Below are 19,658 nucleotides of genomic sequence, written 5' to 3'. Positions count from 1 at the left end.
AACTTTTCCCCTTATTACTCAACTAAAGATAAAAACTCTTTGACAATTTCTGTTAATTCAAAATGTTCTATGCCGTCTTCATCTATATATTTTTCTTGTTCATGAATTTGGTCTACTGTCATCTTTGGCCAGTTATTTTGTAAAACCTTATTTTCATTAGTTTGATTAAAATTCTTAACCTCCTCTTTCACATCGTTATAATCAGTTATATTTACGTGCCCACCAAAGATATCTGGATGAAGATAATTTTCAGCCTCACGTTTTCGAGTACAAAATGCAGTTCTTCCATGTTTTCTATTCTTTTCAACGGTAGAAGTATTTTTTGTTCGGTTGGCGGGAGAAACTCTATCTGAATCTAAAAATATTCCAAAAGGAAGACCAAACTGATCTACAGTTCTCATTGTAATCCAAGATTTTAAATTATCACAACCACCAGTAGGTACTAGTGCGATATTTGCCTCCTGAAAAGTCCTATCTATTTCTCCACTTTCTTTTAAAACCTTGCATAAATGATTAAAGAAAATTATATCTGTTTTACCTTCTATTAAGATTAATGCCTTTGTTTCTTTTGAAATTGGGTCCGGTAAAACACCTAAAGTTTCTGTGATTTTTTGTAAAACCTCATCACCTCCACTACTAACTTGTGACTTATCCGATTTTTCTACTAATCGAAGACTAGCAGTGGGTAATAGTCCACCTAGAGCTGGAGTATGGGTTGTTAAAATTATTTGAGTATTTTCCTTGGATGCTAACTCTAGAAAAGCTTCTATGAGTAATTTTTGATGCGATGGGTGTTGAGAAGTCTCCGGTTCTTCAAAAGCATAAATTATGCTCTTATTCCTCTCTGCTTCTGATAATTTTCTTTCTGCCTCTGCCCGAAAGAAATTTAGGAGAATTAAACGACGAACTCCACTTCCTCTTTTATTGATAGATATATCATCATCCGATTTTATTGATAATTTAAAAAGCGAATCAAACTTAGGTTCTGATTTAAACTCTGGAATTAGAGAAGCAGCCAAATCCTCATCCATCTCTTGCAACTTAGCTAATGTACGTCCTGCAGTTTCAATTGCTTTCCGTTGAACTTCACTTTTTATTTTATTAATCTCAGTTTGCAACTCTTGTAATGCTTGAGATACCGCAACAGACATAGGATCTGCAATTTCTTTATCTGAATCTGAACTACTTCGATCTGATTGAAACAAAGCATAAATTGGTAAAAAAGTCTCAATTACTCCATATACTTTTTTTGCATCCTCTTTTGTAACTTCTAATTCAACCTCTTTAATTATTAAATCTCTTTTAGAAGATAAAATCGCCTGTCGAATAGAGACATTACTTCTTTTATCGTATTTATCCTCATCAATACCTAAATCAACCGCACGCTTTTTTAGATCAGCTTGTTTTAACAATAACAGATCATTGTAGTTATCATCTATAGGATGATTACAAATAATTTTCGTCTCCGGTTTTGGTTTTGCAGATGAACATTTGAAAGTTTTTTTAATTTCCAAATCACCATTCGAATTCAAAAGATTTTCATCTTCCAAGCTAGTTTTAGAAGAAGCATCAACTACTATCTCATCTGGTAATTCATCAAAAATACATGTTATAAAAATAGAATCCGAATCCGCTCCAACAGATAAATCATCCCTCTCACAAACAACTAATTTGTTATTAAAAAAGATTTCTAATGCTTCCAATATTGTTGATTTCCCTGCATCATTCTTACCTATAAAAGCTGTCAAATTATCAAAATCAACAATTGTTTCATCTTTATAACCGCGAAAATTTTTAATTTTTATTTGCTTAAGCCTCATAATCTGTTTTCTCCTCAAACTCCTCTTTCCCAATCCATACTGATGGGTAGTGATCAAGTGTGTTCAAATCCGTATCCAGTGGGACATCATAGATGGCTAAATAGTTTTCAGGATATTGTGCAACTAGCTCTCCATACTTTGCTTTCACTTTTTCGTGATCACTACTAGCATACAAGACTTCTACGACAGCTCTAGCTTTATCCTTTTCAATAAAAGCATTCACGATAATTTGAATCATAGATTTCTCCTAAAAATCAATTCCTTTCCCAAACTCTTTCACACTATCCGGTACATCGCTAAACAAAGTCACATGTCCCATCTTGCGGTTGTGCTTCGCTTCTATTTTACCATACATGTGAAGGTGGGCGCTTGGATTTTCTGTGACATATTTTTCAGCGGCCTCGACATGCTGGCCGAGAACATTGAGCATGACAGCTGGCGCATGCAATTGGATAGCTGGCAATGGTGCCCCAAGAACGCCTAAAATATGAGTGTCAAACTGGGAGAAGTCGCAAGCTTCAATAGAGTAGTGCCCAGAGTTGTGTGGTCGTGGAGCAATTTCATTGACAATGATGTCATCAGCTGTCGCAAACATTTCCACGCAAAGTGTTCCAGAAAGATTGAGTTGTTCTGCAATTCTAACCGCCATAGCTTTGGCCTTGAATGCTAAACTCTCAGAAATGCGAGCTGGCACAATAGTCTTAGACAGAATGTTGTTGCGGTGGATATTTTCCTGCACTGGGAAAACCGTCACGTCCTTGCCATTCCCTGATACGATGACAGAAATCTCCAGATCAAAGTTGACAAATTCTTCTAAGACACAGTCTGCTGAGTCAGCTAGTGCATAGGCTTCTTCCAAATCGGCTTCTGAGCGAATGACCTTTTGGCCGTGACCATCATAACCACCAGTCGCCGTCTTGAGGACATAGTTTTTCGACAGATCAATATCTGCCAAGTCTTGGCTAGAAGTCACGACCTTGTGAGGTGCCACCGTTACTTGAGCTTTGTTTGAGAGAAAATCCTTTTCAAAGATGCGATTTTGCGAAATACGGAGCAGGTTTGTCCCTTGAGGGAGTTGTCCATCCTTGATGACAGCATCCAAACCATCGGCGTCGACATTTTCAAATTCATAGGTAAGGACATCGCAACTCTCAGCCAACTGACGAAGAGCGTCCACATCATTATAAGGAGCCACGATGATTTCCGCCACACGAGAGGCCGGGCAATCCGCCGCAGGATCCAGCGCGATAACCTTGTGCCCCATGTAAATAGCAGAAATGGCCATCATCTGCCCCAGCTGACCGCCACCAATAATTCCGATTGTTTTAGATGAGCTCATTTGTAGACTCCTCTGCGATTTTCCCTTGTTCTTCTGCGAAATCTGCCAAAGCTGTCGCGATAGCCTGATCCTCTACTGAAAGGAAACGGAGGGCAAAGAGAGCCGCATTGGTCGCACCTGCCTCACCGATAGCCATTGTCGCAACAGGCACACCACCCGGCATCTGCACGATAGAGTAGAGCGAGTCCACGCCACTAAGGGCACGAGACTTGACGGGCACACCAATGACCGGAAGGGTTGTTTTTGCTGCGACCATACCTGGCAAATGGGCTGCGCCTCCAGCACCTGCAATAATAATCTTGATACCACGGCTACGAGCTTCTTCGGCATGCTTGAACATGAGGTCTGGTGTGCGGTGAGCAGAGACAACTTTCTTTTCGTAGGCCACGCCGAAGCGGTCGAGGACTTCTGCTGTTTTTTGCATGGTGACCCAGTCGGATTTTGAGCCCATGATAATGGAAATTACTGGTTTAGTCATAATATTCCTTTGCTTTCCTTTCTGTTTTCAATCACCTTAAGTTGTGAGGGACGGCAGCAGCCACCAAAGGTGTCTCATGCCTAAATCGGAAGCCCAAGGTCTTCCAATTTCCCTGAACGATTGGCTTATCATCCAATCGTTCTTTCACAACGGCGGTGATTGTTATTTTATTGCTCGCTAATGCTCGCAAGTTATGCAACCATTATCGTATTTGGCGACTTCGTCGCGTTATTCTTATATCTTTACTTAATTGCCTTGCTTCCGATATCTGTTCGGTAGAAGAAGCCTTCTGTGTTTTGTTGGGAGAGTTCTTGGTAGATGGTTTCTTGGGCTTCTTTAACGGTATCGGCTGTGGTGACCAGCATATAAACTCGTCCGCCGTTGGATAGCAGTGCTCTGCTATTTTCCGCAAACTTAGCCCCTGCATAGTAGGTGATGATATTGCCTTCTGTCTTAGTTGGCAACTCGACACCCTTTGCATAATCTAACGGGTAGCCCTTGGATGCGACAACCACACCAAGTGTCACACCCTTATCTGTCCACATGATGTTTGGCTCCTTACCATCAAGGATATCCGTAATATTTTGTGCAAAGTCAGATGTCAGACGAGGCAAAATAATCTGAGTTTCTGGATCTCCAAACCGAGCGTTGAACTCGATAACCTTAGGTCCGTCTACTGTCAAGATAAGCCCCGCGTAAAGGACACCAAGATACGGACGACCTTCTTTGATCATCCCTTCAAGAACTGGCTTGACAATAGTCTCAACCGCTGTGTCAACCTCGCTCTGTGGCAAGTGAGGAACTGGCGCATAGGCACCCATCCCGCCAGTGTTAGGTCCCTTGTCGCCATCGTAAGCACGTTTGTGGTCCTGAGCCGTTGGCATGATGTAGAACTTGTCCCCATTGACAAAGACAAAGAGGGAGAACTCTTCTCCGTCAAGGAATTCCTCGATAACCACACGCGCACCAGAGTCACCGAATTTATTGTCCAAAAGCATCTCGTGAGCAGCTTCGACCGCTTGCTCAACCGTCTCGGCAACGACGACACCTTTCCCAAGTGCCAATCCATCTGCCTTGACGACGATAGGAGCGCCTTTCTCCTCGATATAAGCCTTGGCCTCCTCGAAATCTGAAAATGTGCCATAGGCTGCTGTCGGAACGTCATATTTGACCATGATTTCCTTAGCAAAATCCTTGGACCACTCCAGCTCCGCTGCAGCCCTAGTCGGACCAAAGGCCTTGAGACCAGCTTTGTTAAAATCATCCACGATACCAGCAGCAAGGGCATCATCTGGCCCGATGAAGGTCCAAGCAATATCGTTGGCTTTTGCAAACTCAATTAACTTAGAATGTTCGGAAATAGAGATATTTACCAATTCCAAACCATCCAGAGTCATCCCGTCATTTCCAGGAGCTACAAAGACATTTTCAACGTCTTTTGATTCAAGCAACTTCTTAGCAATCGCATGTTCACGACCGCCCGAACCGACAACTAACAGCTTCATCTCTTAACCTCTTTTGCGAATTATTTACTAATATTATAACACAAACGTTCGTTTTAATCTTGTTTTGCTTTGCGTTTTTACGCAAAAAAAGGAAAGAAACTGTTTTCTTCCCTTTTGTCTTCTTAATGTCTAAAATGTCTCACGCCAAGTTATAACTACTTTTATAATATAATCCACTAGTTGAATATCAAACAACATTTTCTTCTCAAATATTCATTCAATCCTTCAGGCGTATCCGCACAATTAGTAAACACTGTCATTATATTTTTATCATCAATCAAAAACTGATTTTTCAGAATACCGCCTTCTTTCCTCGTTACTGATAGCAAAAACTCTTTTAAAAACCACAACAACTGTTTACCTCTGGAATATTCATCTATGTGTCTTCGATATTCTTCTAATGGACTCTCAAAGGTGATTCGTATCTGTTCCTTTTTATTAATGTAATCGGATAGCTCTAAATTATAATTTCTACTACTCAGTCCACTACTATTTTTAATTTTTTTCCTCAATCCCTTTTCGTACATGCTCTCAAAATAACTGAAACTTATATCTTCAACCAACAATTCTAGTTCACTATAATTAATTCTCAAAAATTTAGCTGCTGTGCTTTTTAAGCCCAATAAATCAAAGTCTATTTTGACTTCGTTCAAGTGACAACAAATAGCCCAAAGATTCATGGTAGTTAGGTAATTTAAAAATTCCCTATACCTATCATTAAAATACTCTAATACCGTACCAAACTCTCTGTCATCTTCATTTATTCCGAAGTGCATATTTAATATTTTCTCGATTACTGTCGGACTCACATAAAAGTTCTCGACTGCATATTTTGGAGTCATATATATATCAGAATTAACTTGGTGATGTCCATAGTCTTTATCTATAAAAAATAATTTATTTTTTAATTTATAACCCTCCTCATGAGTAAATTTGTTAACTAATTCCAATACCTTACTCTTGCCGCCAACTTCATACGTGTTAAAATTTTCAGCAAACTGTTGTATTCGACAATCATAATATTGCCTATCTTTTCCTTCATAAAACACAAAATATCTATTTGGATTATTTTTTACATCTCTCGTATACTTTTCCCATACAACTGAAGGTTCTTTTAAACTTTCTTGATGATTTTTTATTGTTACTGATTTCAAATTATTCTCCCCTTACTTAAAAGGTGATCCACCATTGCCTTCATTTTCTAATTGGAACATGATTTCATTCTTATGAATTTATTTAGATTCTACAATATACTTATCAATTTCCTCTGCATAATCTAGCATATTACTATAAATAAATGGAGAGTGTGTTACTGCGACTAGAAATACACACTTTTTAGCTTGAGAAATATCATAGATAAACTCCTCTTGCCAAGGTACTGATAAAGATATTTCTGGTTCATCAAATAGAATTATAAGATCCTTTTCATCCTCTAAGAAAATTTTGGAAAAAGTTGAAATTAATTGTTTCTCTCCTGATGAAAGATTTCTTAATTTAATAAAACTTTCAGTACTTTCTCCTTTGTTATTGGTTCTTTTTATTACTAACTCTAATAACTGTGGATTGTAAAAATATTTTTTCCCAAAGAAATATTTATTCACTCTCTCAGTAAATTCATTAATTCTGCTGTCAATATTTTCTAAAGCTTTATAATTATCAATAATACTCGTGACTAAGTAATTTAGATATACATCACTATGCAATTCTCCGTTTTTAATTCTATCTAAAATATTAGATTTAGTTTCATCGGTGATTTTTTCTCCTAATCTAGAAAGTGCTATTTCAACTTTATGTGAATCAAAATCCTTGCTAGGTATATCTTTTCCTTTATTAGCATTAGCAAATAGCTCTAACAATCTACTAATCATAATATCGTAACTTTTATTGGTTTCCTTGCTAATTTTGTTTAATAAACTATCTATTTTTTCTTCAACATCTTCCATACCGAAATGTATTAATTCTCCGCTAGATTTATTATTAAACGCCCTTATACCTGGTGCCTCTCTAGAAATAATATTGAATTCTTTTAAATCTTCCTCAATTCTTCTATAGGTTGGAAAGTATAATATTTTGTACCTATTTTTAAAATCTTCTATCTTAAGTATTAACTTCATGTAGCCAGAGGGAAAGACTCTGCTCAAAACTTCAGGTAACATTACTACAATCATTTGCAAAGGATATTTTTGTAAAAGATGATATCTATTATAAATTGATGATACTTCATCAAACTTTAAATTTTTAGATTTATCTAGTCCTGATAAATCCGACACTAAATCCTGATTTTGTTTAATTCTTTCTACTAAATCAAACAACTCACGTTTAATATCTGAGGTTATATGGTTTGAATTCTGTATATTTATCTGAATAATTTCTTTTTTAGTAATCTGCAGTTGTTCTTCACCTTCAAATGTAATCTCGATACTATCAAAAACGAAGCTTTCTAATTTTTTATAATTTAAATCTAGTAAATAGTAAAGCATCGCAAGAATAGTAGTCTTACCAATGCCATTTTCTCCAATATAAATAGTCTTATCATTCTTAAAATCCAATTCAACATCATAATAATTATAAAGATTATTAATTTTAAATTTCTCAATTAAAGGCATACAACTACTCCTTAATAGTTTTATTTATTACAATTATACCAGAAAGCAAGCCTTAAGGCTTGCTTTCTGCAAATATTATTATAACTAATTTTTATGATTTCACTTTATCTTGAAACTGTTGAAATTTTAATGTCTAAAATGCCTCACGCCTGTGAAGACCATGGTCAAGCCATATTTGTCCGCTGCTTCGATGGATTCTTGGTCACGGACAGAGCCACCTGGCTGGATGATGGCCTTGATACCTGCTTTGGCGATTTCTTCCACATTATCGGCAAATGGGAAGAAGGCATCTGAAGCCAGAACAGCGCCGTCAAGGCGGTCTTTGGCTTGTTCAATCGCAATACGAACAGAAGCCACACGGTTGGTTTGACCAGGGCCAACGCCAAGTGTCATGTGGTCATTAGTCACGATAATCCCGTTTGATTTCACATACTTGATAGCCTTCCACGCGAACTCAAGAGCAGTTGCTTCTGTCTCGGTTGGCTGGCGTTTGGTCACCACTTGCCAGTCAGCTGGGCTTTCTTTGACCACGTCTTGATTTTGCACCAGAAGTCCACCGACAACACCTGTGTATTCTGCTTCCACTTCGCTAGCGTCTTGAGCATCAAATGGCAAGGCAAGGATACGCAAGTTTTTCTTTTTATTGGTCAAAATAGCTAGCGCTTCATCTGTATAGCTTGGCGCAATGATGATTTCAAGGAAGACACCGTGCATCTTCTCGGCTGTCGCAGCATCCACCTCACGGTTAAGGACGACAATTCCACCAAAGATAGACACTGGGTCAGACTCATAAGCGTAGTCCCAAGCAGTTTTGATGTCATCTGCCTGACCGATTCCACATGGGTTCATGTGTTTGAGAGCCACAACGGTTGGACGTTCTTTGAAGTCACGGATGATACGGATGGCCGCATCCGCGTCACGAATGTTATTGAAGGACAATTCCTTACCGTTGAGCTGTTTGGCTGATGCAATTGAGTAGTCAGTCGGTAAAGCTTTTTGGTAGAAGTCCGCATCCTGCTGAGGATTTTCCCCATAGCGCATAGCTTGTTTGAGGTCATAGGTCAAGGTCAACTTTTCAGGCTTGCTTTCGCCGACCTGAGCTGTGAAATATTCTGCAATCAAGGCATCATAAGCCGCTGTGTGACGGAAAACTTTTGCAGCTAAACGTTGGCGAGTTTCATAACTTGTTTCATCGTTAGCTGACAATTCATCAAGAACCACAGCATAATCCGCAGGATCTACCACAACTGTTACGCTAGCATGGTTTTTCGCTGCTGAACGAAGCATTGATGGACCACCGATATCAATGTTCTCAACCGCATCAGCGTACGTCACGTCTGGTTTAAGAATGGTTTCCTTGAAAGGATAGAGATTGACCACAACAAGATCAATGAGCTCGATTTGATTGTCTTTGGCCGCTTCCAGGTGACTATCCAAGTCACGACGAGCGAGGAGTCCACCGTGGATATTTGGGTGGAGAGTCTTGACACGACCATCCATCATTTCTGGGAAACCAGTTACATCATCGATGGCAATGGTATCAACACCAGCATTATCAAGGGCAACTTTGGTACCACCTGTTGAGATGATACCCCAACCAAGTTTCTTGAGTTCTTGGGCAAATGCAACAATGCCCGCTTTATCTGAGACTGAAATAAGTGCTCGTTTAGTCATGTTTGTTCCTTTCATTGATTATATTTTCGTTCCAGCTGGATCTACATACCAAAAATGCTCACTATTTCTTTTACATTCTAAAGCTGGCACTCTCTTAGTAATTTTTCTTTTTTTAAAATTTCCATTCTCGTCATATTGATCAACCCATTTATATGGCTTATTATAGTATTTCAATTCTCCACCACACTTTGGACAAGAGTCTATATGTAACCTTTCGATATTCAATCTCTTATTTACACCACTAATAGCATAATTAAATCTTAAAGGATAACGGGTTTGATTTTTAGTAATTCTTCGCAAAGAAAAAATGAAAACTGAAAAAATAAATAAACCTAAAAAAATAAATAAATAAATTTGCTTCCCTTGAACATTAGGAATATCCCCATTAAAAGAATTTGTAGCCCATTTTACAATCGGTTCAAAAAAGTTGTAAAGTGGTAATAAACTTCCTATTGAAGTGAAGAAACCAATCCAACTCAATACTGCCATTGTAATTGGACTTCTCCAAATAGGTTCAATATCGTATTCAGCAACCGATTGCTTGTCTTGAGGATTAATAATATTAATTGTTTGATTGCCACCTGCTAAATTTCCTGAACCAATATTATGCCCCCCATTAAAACTGCTACTATTATTTGTCATATTTTTCTCTATTTCCTCCATTCAATAAATCCAAGTTTTTACTGCCTTCTCCTAACTTCCAAGCTATCCAGCACCTCTGGATACAACTTATACTCCGCTTCATGAATACGTTCTTCAAAACTTTCGATGGTATCATCAGATAGCCGTGGCACACGGACTTGCTTGATAACCTTTCCTGTATCCACACCAGAGTCCACCCAGTGAATGGTCACGCCACTCTCAGCGACACCAGCATCCCAAGCATCCTCAATCCCATGAGCTCCTGGAAATTCTGGTAGGTAGGCCGGATGAATGTTGATAATTCGACCTTCATAAGCCGCCAATAAGGTTGGGCCGACGATTTTCATATAACCCGCCAAACAAACCAAGTCAATCTGGTGTTCTTCCAAGAGCTCGACAAGAGCTGCTTCGTAGTCCGCCTTGTTCTCAAACTCTTTGAGTTCAAAAGCATAGGACAGAACGCTGAGCTTGTCTGCACGCTCGAGCACATAGGCGTCACGATGGTCTGAAAAGACAAACTCCACCGGAAATTCTTCAGCAATCACCTGAAAATTTGAGCCGTTACCAGAGGCAAAAACCGCTATTTTTTTCATTTGATGATGACACTTTCGTTTTCTTTCTTGACGATGCGACCAATCTCATAGACTGGTTCATCCAGTAATTCTTTAACGCGACCTACATTTTCAGGGTTGACTGCCAGCATGAGTCCCACACCCATATTGAAGATTTCAAACATTTCCTCATGCTTGATTTCACCGTATTTTTCAAGGGCTTTGAAAATCGGAAGGACTGGAACCTTGTCTTCTTCAATCTCTGCAGCCAGGTCATCCGCAAACATACGAGGGACATTCTCGATAAATCCACCGCCTGTGATGTGGGCAATCCCATTTACCAAGCCTTCCTTGATGAGTGGCAAGACAGCCTTGACATAGATACGAGTCGGCTCAAGAAGGACTTCTTTGAGTTTCTTGCCTTCCAATTCTGGCAAGACTTCCTCACCTGTGTAGTCGGCAAAGACACGACGAACAAGTGAGTAACCATTTGAGTGAATCCCACTGGAAGCAAGTCCGAGAAGAACATCCCCTTCTGCCACCTTTGAACCATCGATGATTTGAGATTTTTCTGCCACGCCAACCGCAAAACCAGCCAAGTCATAGTCATCTTCGCCATACATACCAGGCATCTCAGCAGTTTCTCCACCGATGAGGGCCGCACCTGCTTGTACACAACCTTCAGCCACACCAGCAACCACTTGTTCTAGTTTGGCTGGCTCATTCTTCCCAGTCGCGACGTAGTCGAGGAAATAGATGGGCTCCGCACCTGCAGCAATGATGTCATTGACGCACATGGCTACACAGTCTTGACCTATGGTATCGTGCTTGTCATACTTGATGGCTAACATGAGCTTGGTTCCAACACCGTCCGTCCCTGAGATCAATACAGGCTCTTTAACACCTGTTTTTGAAAGGTCAAACATGCCACCGAAGCCACCAAGAGCTCCCATGACACCTGCACGCTCCGTACGTGCCACATGCTTTTTGATCCGTTCAACAACTTCATAACCCGCTTCAACATCCACACCCGACTGGGCGTACGCATTTTTATTTGCCATTTTATTTTTCCTTTTCTTTGAGAAGATTGCGACGTATTTTTAGATAAACAATTATTTTATCTAAAAATACTAGTCAGGGCTCTAGCTTTGGTCCCATAAGGCAAAGCGTCTACTGACAAATGCTTTAGCTTTTAGTCAGTAGCGAGACGTGGAGCATAAGCATTTTTACTTGTCATCTTCTCTTCCTTTCCTTTCATGGAGAGTCTTTATCCGTCTATTTGTAAAAACTGGTCTTATCCCCCAAGCTTCTACGATATTCTTCCTCATAGTCATAGAGAGGAGTTGGGTAGTCTCCGTCAAAGTAAGCAACACAGAGACCACCGTTCGGCGCATCTGTTTCGATGCCGATAGAATCAATCAAGCCATCAATCGAAAGATAGGTGAGACTATCTGCACCAATGATTTGACAAGTTTCTTCCACCGTATGATTGGCCGCAATCAGCTCCTGACGTGTCTGGATATCAATCCCGTAGAAGCAAGGATAAGCTAGCGCAGGACTCCCAATGGCAACATGGACTTCAGTCGCACCTGCTTCCTTCAAGAGCTGAACGATACGGCGAGAGGTTGTCCCACGAACAATAGAATCATCAATCATCACTACACGTTTGCCTTTGACAACGCCCGAAACAGCAGACAGTTTCATCCGCACCCCTTGCTCTCGCAATTCTTGAGTCGGTTGGATAAAGGTGCGTTGAGTGTATTGATTCTTGATAAGACCCATTTCATTTGGCAGACCAGATTCTTCTGCAAATCCCATGGCTGCGCTGAGTGAGGAATTTGGCACACCGACCACGATATCCGCTTCGTGCTTAAATTCACGCGCTAATTGAGCCCCCATACGTTTGCGAGCTGTATGGACATTAACACCATGGATATTAGAGTCAGGACGGGCAAAATAGATATACTCCATAGAGCAGATCGCCAACTGGGTATCATTCGTATAACTATCGTACTGGATACCATTGTCATCCACAATCACAATTTCCCCTGGTTTTACATCACGAATCCACTCAGCACCAATGACTTCAAAGGCACAGGTTTCAGACGAAACGACCACCGCTCCGTTTGCCATTTTTCCGATAGAAAGAGGACGGAAGCCATTAGGATCAAGCGCAGCAATCAACTTGTCCTCAAACAGCAGGATATAAGCAAATCCACCTTTGACAAGGCTGAGCGCCTCCTTGATTTTGCCCATCAAGTTCGGATTGTGACTCCGGCGAATGAGGTGAGCCAAGATTTCCGAGTCCGAAGTTGAACTGAAAATAGCTCCTCTTTGTTCCAATTCTTTCTTGAGCGATTCGGCATTGGTCAAGTTTCCGTTGTGAGCCAATCCAAACTGCATATCATGAAAGCGAAAGAGGAAGGGCTGGATATTATCTACAGAAGCTTCGCCAGCAGTCGCATAACGAACATGCCCAATCGCGCTCGCTCCAGTCAGTTTATCCAAATTAGCTGGATTTCTGAACACTTCTGATAAAAGCCCCATGTCACGATGACGCTTCAATTGCCCCTGATCATTAGAAAGGATTCCCGCCCCCTCTTGACCACGGTGCTGAAGACTGTGGAGACCAAAATAGGTCAATTTAGCAGCATCTGGATGGCCCCAGATACCAAAAACACCACATTCTTCATTAAGAGATTTTACTTCGTATGTCATTTTTTATACCTAATTTTTATTTATGTATCATTCCTTTAGTAGAGCCGAATGATACGGTAGAAGCTCGTTTCACTCGCAAAACAAACCTTTTGCAATCACCAAGAACTAAATCTACATGACTTTTACATTACAGATACTATCTATTAGAAAATCTGTAAGTCTTATTTCCCAGTAAAGTATTTAACTGCTGATGCAAAGAGATATTGATCTTTATTCCCTGGAATATTTTGGAAGAGACCGTCTTCATAACGTTCTGAGTGTCCCATCTTCCCAATGATTTGACCATTCTTGCTGGTAATTCCTTCGATGGCATTTACAGAACCATTTGGATTGTACTTAGAATCCATACTTGGTTTGCCGTCAAAGTCTACATATTGACTGAAAATTTGTCCATTGTCTCGGAGTTCAGCAAATTCCTCAGCCGTCACAACAAACTTCCCTTCACCGTGCGACACTGGGATGGCATGGATATCACCCACTTGCACCCCAGTCAACCATGGCGAGTTGGTATTAGCAATCCGAGTTTCCACCATCTTCGCTACGTGCTGGTTGGCATCATTGTAGAAAAGGGTTGGACTCGTACTGCTGGCATCCTCGAAGTTCCCGTATGGAAGAAGACCTGATTTGACAAGAGCCTGGAATCCATTACAGATACCGATAATCAAGCCCCCGCGAGCGATAAAGCCATCAATGGCCTCACGCACTTTTTCATTGAGCAGGATATTGACAATAAACTTAGCTGATCCATCCGGCTCATCCGCAGCTGAGAAACCACCCGCGAAGAAAAGGATATTAGCCTTACCAATGTTGTCAACCATGGTTTCAACCGACTTGACAATGGCCTCTTCATTCAAGGTCACGAATGGCACCAAGTTAACCTCTGCACCTTCTTTTTCAAATGCCTTGGCTGAATCATATTCCGAGTTGGTTCCTGGGAAGACTGGGATATAAACGACTGGTTTTTCAACAACTTCTTTAGATTTCACAACTACTTCAGAAGCGACAGCTGGTACTTCTTCCAGTTCTTTGGCTTGGGCAAATTCAGTTGGGTAAACTGCTTCCAATGTTCCTTGGAAGGCACTGTCAAGCTTGTGTCCATCTAGCTTCACACCGTTGACAGTCAGTGTAAAGTCTACGCTTGTTTGACCGATTTTCTCTACTCCAGCAATTTCTTCAAGAGAAGTAAAGACAAATCCGCCCAATTGAGCTGTCAAGGCTGTTTCAAGTTCAGGTAAGGTCACCTCTGCACCAATATGGTTTCCAAAAGTAGCAAGAGCCAAGCTTTCAAGGACACCACCGTATTTGACAGCTGATGCAGATGTCACTTTGTGGTCAGCTTGGATGGCTTCAAACTTAGCAAAGTTAGACTTGATAAGATCAAAGTCAATTTCTTGTGCCAAAGCTTGACCTGGGATGTAATAGATATTTTCACCAGCAGCTTTAAATTCTGGAGAAAGGACCTTACGACTATCTGCCGTCGTCACCCCAAAGGCAACCAAGGTTGGTGGCACCGTCAATTCTTCAAATGTACCAGACATAGAATCCTTACCACCGATAGATGGCAAACCAAGCTGGATTTGTGCTTCGATAGAACCTAGGAGAGCAGCTACTGGCTGACCGAAACGTTCAGCTTGTTTGTCCATCCGCTCAAAATACTCTTGGTAAGAGAATCGAGCCTTAGACCAGTTGGCACCAGTAGCAACCAAACGAGCAGTTGCTTCGATAACCGCATAGGCAGCACCGTGATATGGAGACCATTCTGCCACATAAGGGTTAAATCCTTGCGCCATGACTGACGCAGTGTGAGTCACACCGTGTTGAACTGGCAATTTCTGCACAGATGCCTCAGTTGGTGTGAGTTGGTAGCGACCACCAAGTGGGTGGTTGACCGTAGAACGACCGACTGAACAGTCAAAGATAGTCTGCAAGCCTTTTTGACTCGCATGGTTGAGGTCAGATAGTACCACAAGAGTATCAGCTTCAAGGGCTTCAGTACTTGTCTTGCGCTCTTCTGGGAGTTTGACATCCTTGTCCACAACCTTGGCATCGACAACGACACGCACACCGTTTGTATCAAGGAAACGACGTTCCAAGTCGACAATCGTTTCGCCATTCCAGTGCATGACTAGATTTGGTTTTTCAGTCACTATCGCAACCACAACAGCATCAATATTTTCTTTGTTACATTCTGCAACGAAGGCATCTACATCCTCAGGACGAACCACCACAGCCATCCGTTCTTGTGATTCAGAGATGGCAATTTCGGTTCCATTCAAGCCTTGGTATTTAAGAGGAACCTTGTTGAGGTCAATTTCAAGACCGTCTGCCAATTCACCGATAGCTACACAGACGCCACCAGCACCAAAGTCGTTGGATTTCTTGATAAGACGAGTGACAGCGCCATTACGGAAAAGACGTTGAATCTTGCGTTCTTCGATGGCATTCCCTTTTTGAACCTCTGCTCCAGCAGTCTCTACAGACTCAACTGTTTGAACCTTAGAAGAACCTGTCGCACCACCGACACCATCACGGCCAGTCTTACCACCGAGGAGGATAATGACATCTCCCGCTTCCGGTTTTTCACGAACCACATTTTCCTTTGGAGCTGCACCAACAACGGCACCCAACTCCATGCGTTTAGCTACAAAGCCTGGGTGGAAGTACTCACGAACGTAAGTCGTTGCAAGACCAATTTGATTCCCATATGAAGAATAACCATGAGCCGCTGTTTTAGAAATGACTTGTTGTGGCAATTTCCCAGCACGAGTTTCAGAAATCGGTGCTGTAATATCTCCAGCACCTGAGATACGCATAGCTTGGTAGACATAAGAACGCCCTGACAATGGGTCACGAATAGCTCCACCGATACAAGTAGCCGCTCCACCAAAAGGCTCAATTTCCGTTGGGTGATTGTGGGTTTCATTTTTAAACATGAGGAGCCAAGGTTCCTTGACACCATCAACGTCCACTTCGATTTCAACCGAGCAGGCATTGATTTCGTCAGACACTTCCATATCGTCCAAACGCCCATTAGCACGCTCATAACGACCGAAAATAGTTGCCATATCCATCAAGGTTTGCGGTTTTTCAGAACGGCCCAACTCCTCGCGCATAGCGATATATTTGTCGTAGGTCGCCTGCAATTGTTTTTGGAATTTAGAAGCTGAGAAATCAATCTGCTTCAACTCTGTCTCAAAAGTCGTGTGACGGCAGTGGTCAGACCAGTAAGTGTCCAAGACCTTGAGCTCTGTTTCCGTCGGCACACGCCCGATTGACTTGAAATAATCTTGGATAAAGAGCAAATCATCCACTTCCATGGCCATCCCTTGCTCGGCCTTGTAGCGGGCAAAGTCTTCTGCCGTATAGCTTTCAAAGAAGGTCAATTTCGGAATGGTCTTGTCTGACTCAGAAAATTCCTGCTTGGCAATTCCTGTCGTGATGTCCTTGAAACGAGAATCCACTGGATTGAGCAGGTAGTTCTTGACCGCTTCCAACTCAGTCACATCAATATCTTTATTAACCAAGTACAATTGTGCTGTGTTGACCGTTACATCACTTGAGCTACCAAGCAAAAGCAAGGCTTCCTGTGAAGAAGCTGCACGCTGGTCAAATTGTCCTGGCAGGCTTTCAATGGCAAAGAAAGCATAATTGACAAGATCAGCCTGCATAGCCGATTCATCCAAGACATGGTCTGTCACCTGCTCAGAGAAGATGTGCTTCTCTGCAGGTGCAAACAAGTCCTCTGCCAAATCAAAGACATCATAAACCTGCACAATGCGAATACTTTTCAAAGTTGACAATCCCAAGTTGTGCTGGAGCTCTCTCACCAAACTCTCTGACTTAACCTGAAAATCAGCCTTTTTTTCAACAAAAATACGTTTATTCATCAATTCTTATTCCTTTATTTCAGCTCTTGCAATATTCCCAAACGACTTCTAGGTTGTTATTTCAATTCCTGCAACTTTTCCCAGACAATCTCGTAAACATCTGTTAGTTCTCCCAAGCCACGACGGAGTGTAAAGGTCCGGGGGACCTTTTCAGCCTGAGTCCTTACATCTGAGAGACGAAGGTTTTCCGTTTATAACAGCTTATTTCAAAGCCTGCAATTTCTCCCAAACAATCTCGTAAACGTCTGTTAGTTCACCTAGACCTCTACGGAAAACATCCTTATCCATGTGGTTGCCATCTGCATCCCACAAACGGCAGTTATCTGGTGAAAACTCGTCTGCCAAGATAATCTTGCCATCCTTGTCAAAACCAAACTCTAGCTTAAAGTCAATCAATTTAAGACCAATCTCAGCAAACCAATCCTTCAAGAGCTCATTGATACGACGGGTTTCTTCTTTCAAGTAAGCAATCTGCTGGTCATCCGCAATTTTTAGGAATTTCACATGCTCGTCATTGATAAAGGGATCATCCAAATCATCATTTTTATAGTAAAATTCGACAATTGGAGTCTCAAATGCGATACCTTCTTCTACGCCAAAACGTTTTGAAAAGGAACCAGCCGTGTAGTTGCGAAGCACGACTTCCAAAGGAATAATCTCCACCTTTTTATTGAGTTGTTCCGTATCTGAAAGCTTCTCCACAAAATGAGTCGCTACACCAGCAGCATTTAACTTTTCAAAAATAAAAGATGAAATCTGATTATTCAAGACTCCTTTACCCGCAATCTGCTCCTTCTTAACACCATTGAAAGCAGTCGCCTGGTCCTTGTAAGTTGAAATAATGAGATTTTCATCCTCAGTTGTATAGATATCCTTGGCTTTTCCCGAATAGATCAATTTTTTTGACATTTTAAAGTTCGCCTTTCGTATTACTTGAGCACATTCTACCACAAAACAAACAAAAATTCAAGATTTTTACGAACTATTAACAAAATAGCACTTGTTGCGTAAAGAAAAAACTGCAAAACACCTTTGTCTTACAGTTTTTCAATCAGTTATCTCGAAAAAAGACGAACATTATTCTCTGTTCAAAAATTGATCCCAATAATAGCGCAAATAGCTTTTCTTCCCTGTGATTAGCGTCAAACGTCCTTCTGAACCGTAGCGAAGACTTTCTGCCTGCTCAGGAGTCAGACTGGTCTCCGCCTCTATTTTAAAGAAACTGCCCTTTTCAGTCTTGGTAGCTGTCGCGTCAATATTCGTAATGGCAGAAACAAGTACGAGCTCTTTATTACCATCCTTGCTTGTAGTGAAACGAACAGAATCACCGACCTTGAGCCTTGCAACATCTTTTGAAGTAAGATAAGCCGTGAGTTTAGTTTTACCTTCTCGTTCCAAGGCTGGGTAGAGTTGGGCTAGCAATGTCCCCTCTGCAACCATTGTAGAATCACTAGTTTCAGGATTAAGGTGAAGCACACCATCCTCACTTGCTGTAATTTTGCCCTTGTCCAGCAGACCTCCTTGGACTTTCTTACCAGACTCCGCCTCCAAAATTTTCTGATCTAGAAGAGTTAATTCCTGACCGACTTTGACTAGGTGCTGAGATTTGAGCGATTCCAGTTGACTATCCAGTCCCGTCGCGTAGGCTTGTTGAGCTCCAGATCCAGCATACTGCACACGATAAGTAGCTAAACTAGACTCTAGCTGGGTAATTTGTGCATCCACCTGTGCAATAACTTGCGATTTAGCTTGCGGATCTTCTCCAGCTTGGTTTTTATAAGTCTGATAAAATGAGTAGGCTGCATTTTGACTATCTAGTTGAGCTCCTGTTTCAATCGCCGACTTAGCTGTTTTGTAATCTCGAATTTTATCCTCTGTTTGGCTGATAAGATTGCCAATCTCGGCCTGGCTCTGACTTGCTGCCGCATTCTGCGAGGAGATGCTGGCATTTTGCTGCGAAACATTGCTCCTAAGACTACTAGCTTGGCTGAGATAGTCTCGAAACATCTCCTGATATCCAAACTTATCCACCTCTGGAAATTGATCACTCCCCTCTTTCAAACTGGATTGCAAATAACCCAACTGCTTTTTTTGATCCTTTAACACCTCCAACTGATTGGCGTATGCTTCAGCTTGAACAGCTTCCGCCCCTTGCTGGTACTCAACGAGTAGATCCCCCTGCTTGACCAACTTGTTCTCTTCCAGATAATTTGCCACAATCCTTTGATTACTAGTCGACTGGATGTTGGCAATGATTCGACTAGGTTCGACAGTAGCTCGGGTAGACAAACTAATCTCTTTCTCAGCAAAGACTGCAAATCCAAACAGAAACACGAGCAGAAGCGACATGGGTACAATCACCCGACTGGAAAAATTATGGTAACGACGATGGTAAAACTCTGCGCTTTCTAAAAATTCTGGTTTCATCTTCTCCTCTT

16 protein-coding genes and 1 pseudogene are annotated in these 19,658 nt (G+C 41.3%); all 17 read right to left on the bottom strand.

Going from position 1 to position 19,658, the window contains the following annotated elements; genetic code table 11:
• Window positions 1-14: 14 nt before the first annotated feature.
• Window positions 15-1,820, bottom strand: coding sequence for an AAA family ATPase (locus ACUW6H_RS07500; protein WP_454363497.1), 1,806 nt, complete (start codon window positions 1,818-1,820; stop codon window positions 15-17).
• Window positions 1,810-2,058: a phosphoribosylaminoimidazole carboxylase gene (locus ACUW6H_RS07495; protein ID WP_454363495.1), complete on the bottom strand. Its 249-nt coding sequence runs from the start codon at window positions 2,056-2,058 to the stop codon at window positions 1,810-1,812. The genes ACUW6H_RS07500 and ACUW6H_RS07495 overlap by 11 nt, the downstream gene beginning before the upstream one ends.
• Before the next feature lie 9 nt (window positions 2,059-2,067).
• The gene (gene purK / locus ACUW6H_RS07490; RefSeq protein ID WP_454363493.1) at window positions 2,068-3,159 is read right to left on the bottom strand and encodes a 5-(carboxyamino)imidazole ribonucleotide synthase; all 1,092 of its coding nucleotides are present in this window, start codon (window positions 3,157-3,159) and stop codon (window positions 2,068-2,070) included.
• On the bottom strand, window positions 3,146-3,637 hold the full coding sequence (purE, locus tag ACUW6H_RS07485; RefSeq protein ID WP_454363491.1) for a 5-(carboxyamino)imidazole ribonucleotide mutase: 492 nt from the start codon (window positions 3,635-3,637) through the stop codon (window positions 3,146-3,148). Before purE ends, purK begins: the two co-directional genes overlap by 14 nt.
• A 31-nt stretch (window positions 3,638-3,668) precedes the next feature.
• Window positions 3,669-3,785, bottom strand: coding sequence for a phosphoribosylaminoimidazole carboxylase (locus ACUW6H_RS07480; RefSeq protein ID WP_454363489.1), 117 nt, complete (start codon window positions 3,783-3,785; stop codon window positions 3,669-3,671).
• 94 nt (window positions 3,786-3,879) lie between these two features.
• Window positions 3,880-5,142: a phosphoribosylamine--glycine ligase gene (gene purD, locus ACUW6H_RS07475; protein ID WP_454363487.1), complete on the bottom strand. Its 1,263-nt coding sequence runs from the start codon at window positions 5,140-5,142 to the stop codon at window positions 3,880-3,882.
• A 176-nt stretch (window positions 5,143-5,318) separates the two neighbouring features.
• On the bottom strand, window positions 5,319-6,296 hold the full coding sequence (locus ACUW6H_RS07470; protein ID WP_454363485.1) for a DUF4435 domain-containing protein: 978 nt from the start codon (window positions 6,294-6,296) through the stop codon (window positions 5,319-5,321).
• A 78-nt stretch (window positions 6,297-6,374) separates the two neighbouring features.
• On the bottom strand, window positions 6,375-7,748 hold the full coding sequence (locus ACUW6H_RS07465) for an AAA family ATPase (RefSeq protein ID WP_239665095.1): 1,374 nt from the start codon (window positions 7,746-7,748) through the stop codon (window positions 6,375-6,377).
• 126 nt (window positions 7,749-7,874) lie between these two features.
• Window positions 7,875-9,422: a bifunctional phosphoribosylaminoimidazolecarboxamide formyltransferase/IMP cyclohydrolase gene (gene purH / locus ACUW6H_RS07460; RefSeq protein ID WP_454363483.1), complete on the bottom strand. Its 1,548-nt coding sequence runs from the start codon at window positions 9,420-9,422 to the stop codon at window positions 7,875-7,877.
• An 18-nt stretch (window positions 9,423-9,440) separates the two neighbouring features.
• On the bottom strand, window positions 9,441-10,064 hold the full coding sequence (locus ACUW6H_RS07455; protein ID WP_454363481.1) for a hypothetical protein: 624 nt from the start codon (window positions 10,062-10,064) through the stop codon (window positions 9,441-9,443).
• 38 nt (window positions 10,065-10,102) lie between these two features.
• Window positions 10,103-10,657, bottom strand: a complete 555-nt coding sequence (gene purN, locus ACUW6H_RS07450) for a phosphoribosylglycinamide formyltransferase (RefSeq protein ID WP_454363479.1) — start codon at window positions 10,655-10,657, stop codon at window positions 10,103-10,105.
• On the bottom strand, window positions 10,654-11,676 hold the full coding sequence (gene purM / locus ACUW6H_RS07445; protein WP_454363477.1) for a phosphoribosylformylglycinamidine cyclo-ligase: 1,023 nt from the start codon (window positions 11,674-11,676) through the stop codon (window positions 10,654-10,656). The genes purN and purM overlap by 4 nt, the downstream gene beginning before the upstream one ends.
• A 214-nt stretch (window positions 11,677-11,890) precedes the next feature.
• Complete coding sequence (gene purF, locus ACUW6H_RS07440) at window positions 11,891-13,333, bottom strand: amidophosphoribosyltransferase (protein ID WP_454363475.1); 1,443 nt, start codon at window positions 13,331-13,333, stop codon at window positions 11,891-11,893.
• A 161-nt stretch (window positions 13,334-13,494) separates the two neighbouring features.
• Complete coding sequence (locus ACUW6H_RS07435) at window positions 13,495-17,220, bottom strand: phosphoribosylformylglycinamidine synthase (RefSeq protein ID WP_454363473.1); 3,726 nt, start codon at window positions 17,218-17,220, stop codon at window positions 13,495-13,497.
• Between the two features lie 56 nt (window positions 17,221-17,276).
• Window positions 17,277-17,345 (bottom strand): annotated as a pseudogene (locus ACUW6H_RS07430) (phosphoribosylaminoimidazolesuccinocarboxamide synthase); the annotation flags it as partial.
• 76 nt (window positions 17,346-17,421) lie between these two features.
• The gene (purC, locus tag ACUW6H_RS07425; protein WP_454363472.1) at window positions 17,422-18,129 is read right to left on the bottom strand and encodes a phosphoribosylaminoimidazolesuccinocarboxamide synthase; all 708 of its coding nucleotides are present in this window, start codon (window positions 18,127-18,129) and stop codon (window positions 17,422-17,424) included.
• Window positions 18,130-18,297: 168 nt separating this feature from the next.
• Window positions 18,298-19,647: a competence pheromone export protein ComB gene (comB, locus tag ACUW6H_RS07420; RefSeq protein WP_454363470.1), complete on the bottom strand. Its 1,350-nt coding sequence runs from the start codon at window positions 19,645-19,647 to the stop codon at window positions 18,298-18,300.
• Window positions 19,648-19,658: the final 11 nt, after the last annotated feature.

The organism is Streptococcus sp. 151470009-6, from assembly GCF_053628175.1.
Note: the sequence above shows the minus strand (reverse complement) of the source record. Positions and strands in the feature narration are given on the sequence as shown.